12 protein-coding genes are annotated in these 16,750 nt (G+C 47.9%); 10 read left to right on the plus strand and 2 right to left on the minus strand.

Features of this window, described 5'->3' with window-relative positions; translation table 11 throughout:
* Positions 1-187 precede the first annotated feature (187 nt).
* The 5 genes from pheT (at position 188) to RA156_RS13160 (ending at position 6,832) form a co-directional block, all read left to right on the plus strand.
* Positions 188-2,632, plus strand: coding sequence for a phenylalanine--tRNA ligase subunit beta (pheT, locus tag RA156_RS13140; RefSeq protein ID WP_306640719.1), 2,445 nt, complete (start codon positions 188-190; stop codon positions 2,630-2,632).
* Positions 2,633-2,638: 6 nt separating this feature from the next.
* A complete protein-coding gene (locus RA156_RS13145; RefSeq protein ID WP_306640721.1) occupies positions 2,639-3,922 on the plus strand; it encodes a 1-acyl-sn-glycerol-3-phosphate acyltransferase in 1,284 nt (427 codons plus the stop codon).
* A gap of 5 nt (positions 3,923-3,927) precedes the next feature.
* On the plus strand, positions 3,928-4,986 hold the full coding sequence (locus RA156_RS13150; protein WP_306640723.1) for a VOC family protein: 1,059 nt from the start codon (positions 3,928-3,930) through the stop codon (positions 4,984-4,986).
* 112 nt (positions 4,987-5,098) lie between these two features.
* A complete protein-coding gene (locus tag RA156_RS13155; RefSeq protein ID WP_306640725.1) occupies positions 5,099-5,776 on the plus strand; it encodes a response regulator transcription factor in 678 nt (225 codons plus the stop codon).
* Positions 5,777-5,788: 12 nt separating this feature from the next.
* Positions 5,789-6,832 carry a sensor histidine kinase gene (locus RA156_RS13160; protein WP_306640727.1) on the plus strand — a complete coding sequence of 348 codons (1,044 nt, stop codon included), beginning with the start codon at positions 5,789-5,791 and terminating at the stop codon, positions 6,830-6,832.
* Here RA156_RS13160 and RA156_RS13165 read toward each other — a convergent pair whose 3' ends face one another.
* On the minus strand, positions 6,833-7,489 hold the full coding sequence (locus RA156_RS13165) for an MBL fold metallo-hydrolase (protein ID WP_306640728.1): 657 nt from the start codon (positions 7,487-7,489) through the stop codon (positions 6,833-6,835).
* 100 nt (positions 7,490-7,589) lie between these two features.
* Here RA156_RS13165 and RA156_RS13170 point away from each other — a divergent pair, with 100 nt between their 5' ends.
* The 3 genes from RA156_RS13170 to RA156_RS13180 all read left to right on the plus strand — a co-directional run bounded on the left by RA156_RS13170 (position 7,590) and on the right by RA156_RS13180 (position 12,565).
* Positions 7,590-10,907: a TolB-like translocation protein gene (locus RA156_RS13170; RefSeq protein WP_306640729.1), complete on the plus strand. Its 3,318-nt coding sequence runs from the start codon at positions 7,590-7,592 to the stop codon at positions 10,905-10,907.
* Between the two features lie 97 nt (positions 10,908-11,004).
* Complete coding sequence (locus RA156_RS13175) at positions 11,005-11,397, plus strand: sulfite exporter TauE/SafE family protein (RefSeq protein WP_306640730.1); 393 nt, start codon at positions 11,005-11,007, stop codon at positions 11,395-11,397.
* Positions 11,387-12,565, plus strand: a complete 1,179-nt coding sequence (locus RA156_RS13180; protein ID WP_306640731.1) for a M20 metallopeptidase family protein — start codon at positions 11,387-11,389, stop codon at positions 12,563-12,565. Before RA156_RS13175 ends, RA156_RS13180 begins: the two co-directional genes overlap by 11 nt.
* On the opposite strand, the gene RA156_RS13185 is transcribed toward RA156_RS13180, so the two are convergent.
* Entirely contained in the window at positions 12,558-14,759 is a 2,202-nt protein-coding gene (locus RA156_RS13185) for a RecQ family ATP-dependent DNA helicase (protein ID WP_306640732.1), read from the minus strand. The two genes, RA156_RS13180 and RA156_RS13185, sit on opposite strands and share 8 nt — an antisense overlap.
* 90 nt (positions 14,760-14,849) lie before the next feature.
* Between RA156_RS13185 and RA156_RS13190 the strand changes: the two genes are divergently transcribed.
* Positions 14,850-15,815, plus strand: coding sequence for a KpsF/GutQ family sugar-phosphate isomerase (locus tag RA156_RS13190; RefSeq protein WP_306640734.1), 966 nt, complete (start codon positions 14,850-14,852; stop codon positions 15,813-15,815).
* Between the two features lie 7 nt (positions 15,816-15,822).
* A complete protein-coding gene (gene tatC / locus RA156_RS13195; RefSeq protein WP_306640735.1) occupies positions 15,823-16,641 on the plus strand; it encodes a twin-arginine translocase subunit TatC in 819 nt (272 codons plus the stop codon).
* Positions 16,642-16,750 lie beyond the last annotated feature (109 nt).

Raw genomic sequence — 16,750 nt, forward strand, 5'->3', positions numbered from 1 at the left:
TGGCCTTGTGATCACAGCGTATTTCCTCTAAGTTTCTCGCCTCGTTGAGCACAAATTTGAGGTACGAATAGCAATTCGTCTGGAACATTCATCACATTGGCAACTGACCTTCGTCAGGATTCCGCGCTAGCGAGGCCTCTCAGCCAGTTGAAATTAGTACTTTAGCAGACTTAAAAATTCAAGGTCGATGAAGATCTCGTACAAGTGGCTTAACGAACTTTTCGATTCAGGGCTGAACCCTGAAAAAACCAGTGAAATTCTAACCAACACCGGATTGGAAGTAGAGGGCTTAGATGCCTTTGAAAGCATTCCCGGCGGACTCGAAGGATTGGTGATTGGTGAGGTCAAAGAAAAATGGCAACACCCAAACGCTGATCGCTTGAGCTTGACGAAGGTTGATGTAGGCGGAGAAGAACTACTGCAGATTGTATGTGGTGCTCCCAACGTTGACGCTGGACAGAAAGTAGTGGTAGCTACGGTAGGTGCGAAGCTCTACCCATCTGAAGGGGAGCCTTTCGTCATCAAAAAAGGGAAGATTCGCGGTGAAATGAGCTTGGGAATGATCTGTGCTGAAGATGAGATTGGCCTCGGTCAATCGCATGATGGGATTATGGTTCTTGACGCTAGCGCGGAAGTGGGAACTCCTGCGGCGAGCTACTTCAACATTGAAAACGACCACACAATTGAAATCGGACTGACACCTAACCGTACCGATGCGATTTCGCATTACGGTGTAGCTCGTGACCTGCGTGCTTCGATGATCCACACCGAAGACATTCGCATGAGCAATGTGGCCCCAATAAGTCTTCCAGACGTTTCCGCGTTTAGCGAAGGATCAGAAAACGGAAGCGCCATTGATGTAGTCGCATTAGCCGCATGTCCGCGCTACGCTGGGGTGAACATTTCTGGTGTTACCGTAGCAGACTCTCCGGAGTGGCTACAAAATCGTTTGAAAGCCATCGGACTGGCACCGATCAACAATATTGTAGACATCACAAACTACGTGATGCACGAAATCGGACAACCACTGCACGCCTTTGATCGCGATCAAATTGCAGGTGACAAGGTGGTGGTTCGCATGGCCACTGAAGGCGAGAAATTCGTCACACTAGACGGAGAAGAACGCGAGCTAAGTGCCGAAGACCTCATGATTTGCGATACCGAGAAGCCCATGTGTATCGCTGGAGTATTCGGTGGAGAAAAGAGTGGAATCACCGAAGGAACCAAGAATGTATTCCTTGAAAGCGCCGTGTTCGACGCGGTGCATGTGCGCAAGACCTCAAAGCGCCACCTTCTCCACACTGACGCCGCATACCGTTTTGAGCGTGGAGTTGACCCAACGACAACGATCTACGCACTTCAGCGTGCTGCGTTGTTGATCGCAGAACTAGCCGGCGGAACGATTTCAAGCAAAGTCAATGACTACTACCCAGTAGCTATGGAACAGGCGACGATTGAAGTTGACCTGAACCGCGCCAACAAGTTGATCGGAAAAGAGATTCCGCGTGAGCGAGTAATCGAAATCCTGAAAGACCTCGATTTTGACGTGAACGATTCCGGCGATAGCCAGATCAACGTTACCGCCCCTCTTTATAGAAAAGACGTAACCCGTGAAGCAGATGTGGTTGAAGAGATTCTGCGCATCTACGGGTACAACAATATTGAACTGCCGGAGCGTTTGAACAGCACGCTGTCTTACGCACCCAACCCGGATCCTGAGAAATTGGTCAACAAGCTTTCTTCAGCCTTCGTTGCGAGAGGAATGCAAGAGATCATGAACAACTCGCTGACGAAATTGAGCTACACGGAGGTTCTTGACTTGCCAGAACTCAACGCGAGCACAGCAGTTCGCATGAAGAATCCGTTGAGTCAAGACTTGGCTCAAATGCGTCAAACGCTGCTTTACCAAGGACTTGAGGTGATCTCTCGAAACATCAATTTCCGTTACACAGATCAAAAGCTCTTCGAATTTGGTCGTGTCTACCATGTAGATGGAGAAGGAACGCGCGAAACGCCGATGTTGGGTATTTGGATCACCGGGAAGAAGCTACCTGAAAGCTGGAATAACTCTGGCGACATGGTTGACTTCACTGACCTGCGTGTTGCTATTGATACTTTAGCAGCGTGCACTGGTCTCAACTTCAGCCATAAGGCGAATGAATACGACTTCTTCTCAGGCTCATTGAGCATTGAGACGAAGAAGAATAAACTTGGTCAGTTCGGAGCAGTTTCTTCAGCGCTGTTGAAGAAGTTCGACATCGATCAGCCGGTTTACTTTGCGGAGATTGATTTCAACGGGTTGCTTGAGGCGAGCGCTCGCGTTTCAGTGAGCTTCAAAGAAATTTCGAAATACCCTGCGGTACGTCGTGACCTCTCCATGGTGCTTGATCAAGGAGTGACCTTTGACTCGATTGAGAAGATTGCATTCCACACGGAGCGCAAGCTGTTGACAGAGGTTGATCTCTTCGACGTATACGAAGGAAAGAACATTGGAGCTGGCAAGAAGAGCTATGCAGTATCATTCACATTGCAGGATCCAAATTCGACCTTGACCGATAAAAAGATCGACAAGACCATGCAACGTATTCAAGAAGCCCTGTCTAAAGAATTGGGTGCTGAACTACGCAGCTAATCACCTATGAAGGTTCGCAAACAGTCACTTCTGTACGGCATTTTAAAGCCGTTTGTCTACATCGCAGCTAGACTCCTTTACCGCCGCTGGTTGGTGATTGGTCGTCAGCGCTTCCCGATGAATGGTAAGCCCGTGGTGATTGTTTCCAACCACCAGAATGCCTTGATGGACCCCTTGCTATGCTGTCTAACGGCTCCAAGGCAAGTGCACTTTTTGACACGCGCTGACGTATTCAAAAGCGCCTTGGCTCGTCCTTTCGTTTTCGCCCTTAACATGATGCCAGTGTATCGCTTCCGCGACAAGGTATCAGACATGGGTAAACGTAACGACAAGACCTTCCTGACTACCATTGGTCGCCTCAAACTAGGTGCTACCATCGGAATCTTCCCTGAAGGAAATCACGGTGCACGCAAGTTGCTTCGTCCGGTGAAGAAGGGAATCGCTTACCTCCTTGAATTGGGTGGGAATGAGCATGACCTTCGAGGGGTACAGATCGTCCCTGTAGGTGTTGATTATAGCCACTATCATATCGCTCGTGCTTCGCTGGTTGTTCACTACGGACAAGCGTTTGAGGTGGATGATCTCTTGTTCTCTGACGAAGACCGCATCACCCGCCACAAGGCGGTGATGGAGCGCATTCGCGAGAAGCTCTCTCGCGCCATGCTTGATCTTGGTCCGGCCAAACTCTACCCTGCTTTGCGCATTGCGGAGATGGTAATGATTGAAGGCAAAGGCTACAAAGAGTGGATTGGAATTCACCACAAATTGCATGCATATCGAGATGAGTTGAAATTGCGTGAGGTGGATCAATTGCTCGCTAACGCGGAAACGCTGATGGCCTGGACAGAAGAAGAAAAGGTAGACCCAAAAGCTTGCGTGCAACACACCATGGAGGTGGAGCCGAAGCACACCTTCGGAAGCATTCTTGCGGTGGTGTTAGGACTCCCTGCCATTCTGTTCTTCGCCCTGCCTTGGCAATTGGTATTGGCAACGGTGAAGAAGATTGTGATTGATCCTCACTTCAACCAGACCTTCAGACTGGTATTCGCCTTTTTGTACTTCCCTCTATTCTTAGCTGCTGCAGCCTGCACCCTTGGTTTCCTGACAGAAGGGAATTACTACCTCTACTTCTTGATTACCATGGTTGTCAGTGGTATTATTGCATTGCCTGGACTGGATGTAATAGCTGACATCCGGAGATACAAGAAAGCAAGAGCTGCGATTGACAAGGCATCGAACCTAGCCATCTGGAAAAGCGTGGTATCGCATTTTCAAAAAGAGTTGTTATAGACCACATGGATTATCGAATTAATGGCTTTCAGCACATTGGTGTAGCTGTGAGCGACATGGACGCTTCGTTGAAATTCTACCGAAAATACTTCGGCTTAGACATTCCCTTCTTTGATTCTGTGGCCGCTGCGCCCTTAATGCAAGATCACACCCGTGGTGATGTGATTACCAAGCGTGCCTCAATGATCCTCAACTTGGCAGGTGGATGCGCGATGGAAGTGATTCGCGCCACAAGCTTTGAGCCGGTAGGTCCGAAAGAGCGTCCTGAAATGGGCGACCTCGGTATCTACGTAACTCAAGTGAAATGTCCGGATGTGGAAGCAGCCTACAACTACTGCAAATCACAAGATGGTCTGCGCATGAGTGATCTGCGCGACCGATTCGATGGTTCCAAGACCTTCTTCCTGCACGACCTTGATGACAATATCTTCCAATATGTAGCGGGAGGTGATTGGTACACACCAAGCAAGCACATCTCTGGTGGTGTGGTTGGATGTACCATCGGTGTTTCAGACATGGATAAAGCCATTCAGCTCTACTCTGATATTCTCGGTTACGACAAGGTAACGCTTGATGAAACTGGAGTACACACGGAGTGGAAAGACATTCCAGGTGGACAACGTGCTCATCGTCGTGTGGTGCTTGAACAGACGCAACCCCCAGGCGGAGGGTTTGCCAAGATTTCTGCGCGCAATTTCATCGAGTTGGTTCAAGACACAGAGCGCAAAGCTGAACGCATCTTCAAAGACCGTATCTGGGCTGACCTCGGATTCGTTCACCTCGGACTGGATGTTCGCGGAATGAAATCGTTGGGGGAAGCGCTATCGAAGAAAGGCTTTGCTTTCCGTTGTGACAGTAATGACGCCTTAGACATGGGGAACACCAAGGTACACTGCACATACATCGATGACCCGGATGAAACGTGGCTAGAGATGATCGAAGTACACAAAGTGCCGATTGTGGAAAAGTGGGGAATCTATCTGAATGTGGCGAAAAGAGATCCTGAAAAGCCGCTTCCTGACTTTATGTTGAAAGCTTTACGCTTCAGCAGAATCAAAGATTAGCATAAGACTTCTTAGCTTAGACAAAGCGAATTTAAACGGGTTCCGTAAAAGCCCGTTAACGTTCACTTAACGTCACCCTAGTAGTTTTGAGGTGCATTTAGAAGGCATTCCTATGGATAACGCGAAGATCCTACTTGTAGATGATGAACAAGACATCATCGATCTAGTCAAGTACAACTTAGAGAAAGAAAACTTCGAGGTTCACACTGCGAACAACGGTAAAGAAGCTATTCGCATCGCACGAAAAGTGATGCCTGACCTCATCCTTCTCGATGTCATGATGCCAGAAATGGATGGCATGGAAACATGTCAGCAGATTCGCGAAATCCCTGAATTGAAAGGCACTTTGATTTCCTTCCTCACAGCACGAGGTGAAGACTACTCACAAATCGCAGGATTTGATGCCGGCGCCGATGATTACATCACGAAGCCAATCAAACCACGTGTTCTGATTTCGCGCATCAAAGCCACGTTACGCAGACGTGCAGCGATGGACGAAAACAAGAAAAAGAAGAAGTCAAAAGGAATCTCAATTGACAAGGAACGCTACATCGTAATGAAGAATGGCGATGAGCTCACACTACCGAAAAAAGAGTTCGAATTGCTTTCATTGCTCATGTCTCAACCCGGACGTGTATTCACACGCGAAACGATTCTTTCAAGCGTTTGGGGTAATGACGTAATTGTAGGAGATCGTACGATCGACGTTCATATCCGTAAATTGCGCGAGAAACTCGGTGACCATTACTTCAAAACAGTAAAGGGAGTCGGGTACAAGTTCAACGATTAATCAACTCAGCCCATGGCTGTTCAAACACCGCGGGATGTCGCGGTGCGCATCAGTGTCTACATTACGCTGGTCGTCACCGTTATTCTCTTTCTATACGACCTAGCAAAAGGTGACGAGGCCAATTTTGGGCTCCTCGCAGTAGCGGCGGCTCTGACCTTCGCTAGTTCCTTTGTGCTTGCTTCATGGGCGGTGGAGAAATTCATCTATCAAAAGGTCAAAATCATCTACAAGACCATTCACCGATTCAAAAGTCAGCGCGAAAAACGCAAAGACATTTCGATGAATGAAGATGTCATGACCAAAGTGAACAACGAGGTGATGGTCTGGGCTGAAGATAAGATTGAAGAAATTTCGCAGCTCAAAGAGCAAGACTCATTCCGAAGAGATTTCATAGGTAACCTCGCTCACGAGATCAAGACTCCCGTCTTCAACATCCAGGGATATATCCTAACACTTTTGGAAGGCGCCTTGGAAGATGAAGAGAACAACCGCAAGTTCTTGATGAAGGCGGCGCGCAACGTTGACCGAATCGTAACTCTTATAGAAGATCTCGATCAAATCACACGCATCGAGGGCGGTAGATACCAGTTGCATGAAACACGTTTCGACGTTGTTGAACTTGCAAAGGAGGTCATTGAATCACTTGAGCAAAAGGCCAAAAAGGCCAATATCCGTTTGCGTTTGAAGAACGTCAATGAAAAACCTATTCAGGTGGTGGGCGACCGTCCGAAGATCGAGCAGGTATTCATCAACCTAGTAGCCAACAGTATCAACTACGGCGCCGAAGATGGTGAAACCAGAATCCGTTTCTACGACATGGAAGACAACATTCTGGTAGAGGTAGCCGATAACGGAATTGGAATTTCTGAGGACCACCTTCCACGTATTTTCGAACGCTTCTACCGCGTTGACAAGTCGCGCTCACGCCACGGTGGTGGGTCTGGATTGGGACTTTCCATCGTCAAGCACATCATCGACGTACACGATCAAACGATCAATGTGCGTAGTAGCCCTGACCTAGGAACTACCTTCTCTTTTACTCTTGAAAAAGCCTAATTAGAAGGCACTGAATCCCGGACGAACAAAAGGATTACTCTGCTTTTCGATGCCAATCGTTGTTTCAGGACCATGTCCGCAGTAAACGATCATTTCATCTGGAAGGGCGTACATTTTCTCTTGAATGCTCTTAGCCAACAAAGGCGCATCGCCTCCTGGGAGATCTACGCGGCCTACAGAACCTTGGAATAAGACATCTCCAGCAATTACTTTTTTCCCGTCATGATCTACGAATGCGACGTGACCTGGGGCGTGGCCTGGAACGAAGAGCACATCCATGCTGCTGTTTCCAAAGGTGAGTTGTTCGCCCTCTTCAATAAATTCCGTGGGGTCAGGACAGGTTGTAAACGGCAACCCATACATGCGAGACACTTGTTCAGCCATTCCGATTGTTGGCAGCGCTTTTTTGTGAGACATCAACGGGATATCGAATTTTTTCATGCAAAAATCGACACCCATAACGTGGTCAATGTGTCCGTGAGTGAGCACAACCTTCACCGGGTTTAACTCTTCTTCCGCGATAGCGTTCAACAACAAACGCTCTTCGCTGTTATCCATCATACCAGGATCAATGATGATCGCCTGCTTCGTTTCATCGTAAAGCAAGTAGGTATTCTCTGCGAATGCATTGAAGGTGAATTTACGTAGGGAGATCATGGCTGAACCTGTATTAGTTTGGAATGCTAAAGATATACCGCAAATTCGGGGATTCCGGCACAATCTTCGCGGGTACTTTTAGTTATATTTAAGCTTCACTTTGAAAAGCCTCTCCACATATCTGATCGCCTTGCTGGCTGTCTTATTGGCACCTCTTGCTGTTCAAGGTCAATTCTACACGGGTTCTCAACAAGAATTTGGGAAGAATCGCGTGCAGTATCGTGACTTCTTTTGGCAGTACTATCCAGGGGAGAATTTCGAAGTTTACTACTATCAAGGAGGCAAGGAACTCGCAGGCTACACTGTGCTTTCAGCGCAACAAAACCTCGAATCTTTGGAGACCTTGTTCGACTTTGCCTTGGAAGAGAAGATTCAAATCATTCTCTACAACAAGCAAAGCGAATTCCGTCAAAGCAATATTGGAATCACCGGGGATGAGACCTACAACATTGGAGGTTCCACACGCATCATTGGCTCCAAGATCTTCCTCTATTTCAAAGGAGACTACATTCAATTTGAACGACAACTACGCGAATCACTCGCCTTAGTACTGTTCAACCAAATGATGTTCTCCGGCGATTGGAAAGACGTCATCAAGAATTCTACGCTGTTGACTATTCCTGCATGGTATCAAGACGGGCTCTTGTCTTATGCCGCAGAACCATGGTCAGCAGATAAGGCAGCATACATTCGCGATGGAATTCTCAGCGGAAGCTACGAGAAGTTCAACCGCTTAGAAGGTGATCAAGCCACCTATGCAGGACACGCGCTTTGGAAATACGTGGCTGATGTCTACGGTGAAAGTGTGATCCCAAACATCCTCTACATGACGAGGATTAGCCGCAGTATTGAAAGCGGTTTCCTTTTCGTACTAGGCACAAGTTTAGATACGATTACGGAAGAGTTCTTGGCTTATTACCAGCAGCAATTCGAACAAGACATGCGCCGCAAGGCCGGTCCGCAATTCGATCCACTATTCTCGAAGAAACAGAACAAACTCAAAGACGAGTTCATGCTCTCTGATCGTGAAGGTCAGCAACTGTTCAAAGAGGAAAAGTGGAAACGCCGTATTGGGGAATTGCCTGTGAAGTGGAGAGGCAAGTACACTTACAGCGAGCTAGAATTAAGCCCGAACGGACAACAAGTCGCCTTCGTGACCAATGAGCTTGGTCAATACAAGATTTGGATCTACGACAAGACCACAGGAAAGAAGAAACGCATCTTGAAGCAAGACCACAAGCTCGACCGCATCGTCGATGACACCTACCCTATTCTGGCTTGGCACCCTTCAGGACAAATCCTGACTTACGTATTCGAAGATCGTGGACGTCCGTTCATAGGCAACTACAACACGATTGATAAGAAGCACACGGTCAAGGAGCTCTTCCGCATTGATAAGGTGGTAGACATGTCGTACTCACCGGATGGAAGAAAAATGATCTTCACCGGAGTGAAAGGCGGACGCTCTGACCTCTACTTATACCAGGTGATTGGTAACAACCAAGAACAGTTGACCACAGACATCTACGATGACTTGAATCCGCAGTTCCTCGCTGATGGGAATCGAGTGATCTTCGCGAGTAACCGTCCAGATGATACGCTGCGAGTGGATGTTCCGAATGAACCATTCGAGCTTCAAACCGACATCTACATTCTCGATCTGAATTCACGAAAGCTAGAGCGTGTCACCAACTCACCTGACGTTTACGAGACGCATCCATACGCCTTTGATGACGAGCACTACACCTTCCTTGGAGAAGATGCTGGTTCGCGTAATCGTTACATGGCCTCGATTGACAGTGTGATTTCGCGCATTGATACGGTCATTCACTACCGCTTTTTCACGGTATCGAAGCAGCTTTCTGACTTCCCGAACCCTCCGGTAGATTATCAGTTTGACCATAAGACCGGCAATTGGCAATTGAGCTTCGTTGAAGATGGCAAGCTCGCTTATTATGAAGGCAACGGTGCACAAGAGGTTACTTCTTCGGCCCAGAGTTCTGGTAGTACGGCAACACCCGATGCTCCGAGTTCAAATCGCGCTGATGTACAGGTTTTTGAATACCGAGATGAAAAAGATCCGCAGGTCGATATCGATAACTACAAGTTCGAAGATGACCCTACCGACTTTGAATACGAGAAGGAGTCTATTCAATTAGATGAGAATACAGCTGTGGCTGAAAACGCTAGCGCGGAAGACAGCTTGGAGACACCATTCGTATTACCGAAGCCCCGGAATTACCGTCTCAACTTCGCAACTGATTACGTCTTGAGCCAGGTTGACAACACCTTCTCGAATCAGTTCTACCAGCCATTCACGGGTCCTACAACGATGTTCCCAGGAATCTCTGGTGTGATTAGACTTGGGGTAAGTGATCTGTTCGAAGACTACAAGATCGTGGGTGGTTTCCGCTTGTCTGGTGGACTCGACAACAACGACTACGGACTTTCATTCGAAGACCTCTCTGGTAGAATAGACAAGCGTTATGAATTCATGCGCCAATCTACGCGTCGCGTGATCAATAACCTTTCAATCGTTCAGGTACATACGCACACTTTTGAGTACGAATTAAAGTACCCGATCAACGAATTGACAAGTATCCGTGCAACGGCTATTTACCGTCAAGACCGCTCGGTATACTTGAGCACAGACCCAACAAACTTGGGTCGTCCGAACGAATTCTTGCATAACGTTGGGGTGCGTGGTGAATACGTCTTCGACAACACCATTTCTCGCGGACTGAATCTTCGCTGGGGAACGCGTTATAAGCTTTGGGCTGAGGCCTACCTTGACGCCGAGGACCGCGTAAGCGACTTCATGGTATTCGGAGCTGACTTCAGACATTATGAGCGTATTCACCGAGATATGATTTTCGCATTCCGCGCTGCGGGAAGCACGAGTATTGGAGCTCGTCGATTGGTATACTACCTCGGTGGTGTAGACAACTGGCTATTCCAGCGCATCGACAACGATACCCCGATTGCAGATGATCAGAATTACTTCTATCAAACGCTTGCAGCGCCAATGCGTGGTTTCTGGGTGAACGCACGAAACGGAAACAGCTTCGCTGGAATCAATGCTGAAGTGCGCTGGCCGGTATTCAAGTACTTCTTGAACAAGCCGATCAAATCTGACTTCGTAGAGAACTTCCAATTTGTGCCTTTCACAGACGTCGGTTCTGCGTGGACTGGGCTCCATCCTTATTCAGATGACAACCGATTCAATCAGGTAGTCTACGAACAGAACCCGATTACTGTCACCGTAGACAACAACCGCGAACCAATTATTTGGTCGTACGGATTCGGTCTTCGTTCACGCGTTCTCGGTTACTTCGTCCGTGCTGATTGGGCATGGGGAGTTGATGATGGTATGATTCAAGACCGCGTCTTCCACTTATCGCTCTCAATGGACTTCTAAGGTCCTCTTCATAAGCACATGTTAATCGTTTCAAGTCAAGGGAGTCTATCTTTGGCAAACATTCATCATCTTCGCTGTAAATGCTGAGCAAATGGACATGTCGCAACTGATCATACTTATTGGAATCGGTCTTTGTGCCGGAATTCTAAGTGGATTCATTGGAATCGGCGGTGGCGTTGTGATCGTTCCTGCCCTCATGTACTTCATGGGCATGAACCAATTAGGAGCACAAGGAACCAGCTTAGCGATCATGCTTCCACCGGTAGGTGTCTTGGCATTTATGAACTACTACAAGGCTGACCAGATGAATGTGAAATACGCGGCTGTCGTCGCCCTCACCTTCATTATTGGCGGTTATCTCGGCTCAAAAGTCGCCCTGAAGATCAACCCGAATATTGTTCGATTCATCTTCGGAATCCTTATGCTTTACGTTTCAGCTCGTTTGATTTGGTCATCGGTATTTAAACTGTTCATCAACAATGGAGAGTAAGCGTATTAAAGACATTGCAGCGCGCATTGCGCCTGAGTTGATCGAGATTCGCCAGCATCTTCATCAGCATCCTGAGTTGAGCTTTAAAGAAGAGCAGACTTCGGCTTTTGTCAAGTCTAAACTCGCTGATCGCGGAATTGCTTTTGATGACGGCTACGCCGGAACGGGCATTGTAGCGAAGGTCAAAGGGAAAGCTGGAGGCAAACAATTCGCACTTCGTGGCGACATGGACGCCCTTCCCATTCAAGAGGTGAATGACGTAGCATATCGCTCAACCAATCCGGGTGTCATGCACGCTTGTGGTCACGACGTGCATACTTCATGTGCCTTAGGAGCTGCCTTCATTTTGCATGAACTAAGAGATGAATGGGCTGGTGAGGCTCACATCGTTTTCCAACCAGGAGAAGAAGTGCTACCTGGAGGAGCAAGTTTGATGATCAAAGAAGGAGCGCTTTCTAACGAACTTCAAGGAATCGTTGGTCAACACGTCTTCCCAGAACTAGAAGCCGGAAAAGTAGGATTCAGAAGCGGCATGTACATGGCGAGCTGCGACGAACTCTATTTCACGGTCAAAGGAAAAGGTGGTCACGGTGCCTTGCCGCATAAGAACAATGACCCTGTTTATGCAACAGCCCAAATGGTGGTTGCGCTTCAGCAAATTGCCAGTCGGAATGCTCCGCCTGAAGTCCCAACGGTCCTCTCCATTGGTCGCATTATCGCTGAAGGAGCGACGAATGTGATCCCCAACGAAGTACAAGTAGCTGGAACCTTCAGAACCTTGGATGAAGAATGGAGAAGTAAAGCTCATGGACTCATTGAACAGGTAGCCAAAAGCACCTGTGCAGCCAACGGTGTAGAAGTAGAGGTCGACATTCGAAAAGGATACCCTTTTTTGATCAACCAACCCGACCTCACAGCTAGAGCGAAAAAAGCAGCAGAAGATTACTTGGGCTCAGAGAACGTCATTGACCTCGACCTACGCATGACTGCTGAAGACTTTGCCTACTACAGCCAGCACATGGCCGGTTGTTTCTACAGACTAGGTACTGCTTCCGCCAACGGCGAAAATAGATCAGCAGTGCACACGCCAACATTCAACATCGATGAATCGGCGATTGCAGTAGGAACAGGATTAATGGCTTGGATCGCGCTAACTGAGCTTAGTTAGCCACCTCACTCATAAACTTGATACGCATTAGGCGAAGTTCTTCCTCAGTGAAGTCATCTTCGAACTCCTCGGTAGCTTCCTCTAACGAGTCAGATTCTGCTTCCATGAAGTATTCGTAGATGTCTGCTTGAGAATCTTCATCTAGGATATCATTCAAGTAGTAGTCGATGTTCACCTTCGTTCCAGAAGCAACAATACGCTCTAGATCTTCGATGAGTTCATTCAACTCCTTCCCTACACCTTTCGCAATGTCATCCAGTGGAAGCTTGCGATCGATGTTCTGAATGATGTGGACTTTCGAACCACTCTTCTTCACCACAGACTTCACCACCATGTCTTGCGGACGATCGATGTTGTTGTCTTCAACATAACTCTTAATCAAGGAGATGAACGGCTGGCCAAACTTCATGGCTTTACCTCGACCTACCCCACTGATCATGGTTAGTTCGTCAATCGACGTTGGGTAATGTGTGGCGATCTCTTCCAACGAAGTGTCTTGGAAGATCACGTATGGTGGAAGGTTCTTCGCTTTTGATTGCTTCTTGCGTTCGTCTTTCAACATGCGTAGAAGCGTCTGATCCATGGCTCCGGAGCCCGCTTGACGTGTATTGGAAACAACTGCATCCTTATCGTCAACATCAGAGAAATCACGTTCCGCAATCAACGTCACACTGTGTGGATTGGCCATGAACTCCTCTCCTTTCGGAGTGACTTTCAATACCCCGTAAGACTCGATCTCTTTTCGCAAGTAGCCCATGACAACAGCTTGTCGCCCTACTGCATTCCAGAACTTTTCGTCTTTCTCCTCACCTGCTTTCCAGAACTCTGAGCTACTCGCTCGGTAAGTATCTGTTTCCGCAGATTCATGTCCGGTTAAGACGTTTGTGATGTATCTCCCTTTGTGGATCTCGTCGCATCCTTTCACTGCTTTGAGGTAAAGCTCAAGGAATGGCTTCCCTTCGTAGCGCTCTTTTGGATAGCGACTATTGTCGTCCATCTCTGCTCCTGGTCCGTTCACCTCATCAAACTCTTCACCGAAATAGTGAAGGATGAATTTGCGACGAGACATCGAAGTTTCCGCGTACGCGACTACTTCTTGGATGAGTTGAAGTCCGACTTCTTGCTCTGCCACTGGTTTCCCTTGAAGGAACTTGGCGAGCTTTTCAATGTCTTTATAGCTGTAGAATGCGATGCACACCCCTTCTCCGCCGTCACGTCCGGCTCTACCCGTTTCCTGGTAGTAGCTTTCCAGCGACTTCGGCATGTCGTAGTGAATCACGAAGCGTACATCCGGCTTATCGATTCCCATACCGAAGGCAATCGTGGCCACGATCACATCCACATCTTGCATGAGGAATTGGTCTTGACCGCTTGAACGTTGATTGGCATCCATACCTGCGTGGTATGGGAGTGCCTTGATACCGTTCACCTGAAGCATTTGTGCCAGTTCTTCTACTTTCTTTCGAGAAAGGCAGTAGATGATTCCGCTTTTCCCTTCGTGATTGCGGATGTACTGGATGATTTGCTTGACGGCATCTTTCTTAGGGCGTACCTCATAAAAAAGGTTTGGTCGATTGAAGGAGCTCTTGTACACCTTCGCATCGACCATTCCTAAGTTCTTTTGAATATCCTGTTGCACCTTCGGAGTTGCAGTGGCGGTGAGGGCAATCACCGGTACATCTGCAATTTCTCGAATGATGGGTTTGAGGCGTCGGTATTCCGGTCTGAAGTCATGACCCCACTCTGAAATACAGTGGGCTTCGTCAATGGCGACAAACGAAATGGTTACCGTGCGCAGGAAGTCAATATTATCTTGCTTCGTAAGTGACTCAGGCGCCACATAAAGCAGTTTTGTTCGTCCTTCTGTCAAGTCATTTTTGACTCGGGCGATCTCACTTTTATTGAGTGAAGAGTTGAGGAAATGGGCTACTCCCTCGTCTTCTGAGAATCCGCGAATCGCGTCTACCTGATTCTTCATCAGTGCGATAAGAGGAGAAACTACGATAGCAGTTCCTTCGCTCATCAGGGCCGGTAATTGGTAGCATAAGCTTTTACCTCCGCCCGTAGGCATGATTACAAAGGTGTCGTGGCCGGCGAGCAGGCTATGAATTACTTTTTCCTGGTCACCCTTGAACCCACTGAACCCGAAGAACTTTTTGAGCGCGTCTTTCGGCTCAAGTTCCATTGTGGTCATCTGATTTTTCTACTTTTGCTATGTTAAATATAACGATTCTTTTCCTTGCAGAACGGGGAAAAACAGCGTTTCTGTCATTCATACCCGACCTTGAAAAATCACACGTCAATTACATCCTCTGCGAGAAAGACCCTACTTCTTGAAGCAGAAGCAGTAAGCGGACTTACAGCTTACATCAACGAAGCGTTCACGGAAGTCGTGAATTTGATCCTCTCTTCCCCGGGAAGGGTGGTGTTCACCGGAATAGGTAAGAGCGCAAATATCGCGAATAAGCTGGTAGCAACCTTCAATTCTACTGGAACACCCGCATTATTTATGCACGCAGCCGATGCCATCCATGGCGACCTCGGTATCGTGCAACCGGATGATGTGGTGATCTGCATTTCAAAAAGTGGAAACTCTCCGGAGATCAAAGCACTCGTCCCACTCGTAAAATCGATGGGAAACACCTTGATTGGAATGGTCGGGAATCTTGATTCGTTCTTAGCTCAACGTGCTGACCATATCGTCAACACTACGGTAGACAAAGAAGCTTGTCCGAACAACCTCGCACCAACCACCAGTACCACAGCACAGCTCGCGATGGGAGACGCTATCGCAGTGGCCCTGATGGAAGAGCGCGGGTTCACGGCGAATGATTTTGCTCAATACCACCCTGGAGGAGCACTCGGAAAACGTCTGTACACAACGGTAGCGGATGTGATGTCAAAGGAAGAACCACCAGTGGTTAGTCCACAAACACCCGTGCGGGAAGTCATCATCGAGATTTCAGAGAAGCGATTAGGCGCTACTGCCGTAGTTGAAGGAGACGAGCTTCTAGGTATCGTAACTGACGGGGATGTACGACGCATGCTGCAAAAAGACCTTGATCTCAAGACCACGCTGGCTGCTGACATTATGAGTCGTTCACCGAAGACACTCGCGCATGACCAGCTTGCGGTTGATGCTTTCCACATGATGGAAGCAAATAGCATCACACAAGTCTTGGTTGTAGAGGACGGAAAATACAAAGGCATCGTACATTTGCACGACATTCTGAGAGAAGGAATTTTCTGATCGCACCATGAGCGAAGACAAAAATGACATGAGTTTCCTCGAGCACCTCGAGGAGTTACGATTTAGACTGATGCGCTCGGTGATCGCCATTTTCGTGATTGCGATCGTCTTCTTCATCTTCAAAGATTTTGTCTTCGATGAGATCATCTTTGGCCCAAGACAACTAGACTTTCCATCTTTTCGAGCTTGGTGCAAACTATCTGACCTTCTCGGACTCGGAGAGCGCCTTTGCGTTAAATCCATTGATTATAAGATCATCAACACCACGATGCTCGGGAAATTTACAGCGCATATTATGGTGTCGTTGATTGGTGGATTTATTACTGCCTTCCCTTATGTTTTCTGGGAGTTCTGGCGATTCATCAAACCGGGATTACGCCAAACAGAGTCATCAGCAGTTCGTGGAGTTGTGTTCTACACAGCCCTCCTGTTTTTCAGCGGTGTACTCTTCGGATACTATGGAATTGTCCCTCTTTCGCTCCAATTCCTCGGAAACTACAAGCTTGCTGATGTAGAATCTACGATCACCATCATGTCGTACATGAAGCTGGTGGCATCAATCACCCTGGCTACCGGAATCATCTTCCAGTTGCCGATTGCTGTGTACTTCCTATCGAAGGCTGGAATTGTGACACCGGAACTATTGAAGAAGTTCCGCAGGCACGCGCTGGTAGCGGTACTTGTGCTTTCAGCTATTATCACACCTCCTGACCTCACAAGCCAAATCCTGGTAGCGATGCCAGTCTTGGTGCTCTACGAGTTGAGTATTGTGATTTCTCGTCGGGTTTGGAAAAAGGCCCGCGAACGCGATCAGGAATTCGCGTAGCAATTTGACTTTTACGGCATTTAACACACCGATTTCGTTGGTAAGTGCGTTCTTTACTTGTGAACCAAAGCAAGGGAATCTCGTACATTCGTTATAAGACGAGGTTACT

The sequence above is a fragment of the Sanyastnella coralliicola genome (genome assembly GCF_030845195.1).
Lineage (GTDB): Bacteria > Bacteroidota > Bacteroidia > Flavobacteriales_D > Sanyastnellaceae > Sanyastnella > Sanyastnella coralliicola.

Excerpts from the sequence above, each read along its gene's own strand:
- pheT (WP_306640719.1), top strand. The coding sequence starts at position 188 with ATGAAGATCTCGTACAAGTGGCTTAACGAACTTTTCGATTCAGGGCTG.
- RA156_RS13145 (WP_306640721.1), top strand. The coding sequence starts at position 2,639 with ATGAAGGTTCGCAAACAGTCACTTCTGTACGGCATTTTAAAGCCGTTT.
- RA156_RS13150 (WP_306640723.1), top strand. The coding sequence starts at position 3,928 with ATGGATTATCGAATTAATGGCTTTCAGCACATTGGTGTAGCTGTGAGC.
- RA156_RS13155 (WP_306640725.1), top strand. The coding sequence starts at position 5,099 with ATGGATAACGCGAAGATCCTACTTGTAGATGATGAACAAGACATCATC.
- RA156_RS13160 (WP_306640727.1), top strand. The coding sequence starts at position 5,789 with ATGGCTGTTCAAACACCGCGGGATGTCGCGGTGCGCATCAGTGTCTAC.
- RA156_RS13165 (WP_306640728.1), bottom strand. The coding sequence starts at position 7,489 with ATGATCTCCCTACGTAAATTCACCTTCAATGCATTCGCAGAGAATACC.
- RA156_RS13175 (WP_306640730.1), top strand. The coding sequence starts at position 11,005 with ATGTCGCAACTGATCATACTTATTGGAATCGGTCTTTGTGCCGGAATT.
- RA156_RS13180 (WP_306640731.1), top strand. The coding sequence starts at position 11,387 with ATGGAGAGTAAGCGTATTAAAGACATTGCAGCGCGCATTGCGCCTGAG.
- RA156_RS13185 (WP_306640732.1), bottom strand. The coding sequence starts at position 14,759 with ATGACCACAATGGAACTTGAGCCGAAAGACGCGCTCAAAAAGTTCTTC.
- tatC (WP_306640735.1), top strand. The coding sequence starts at position 15,823 with ATGAGCGAAGACAAAAATGACATGAGTTTCCTCGAGCACCTCGAGGAG.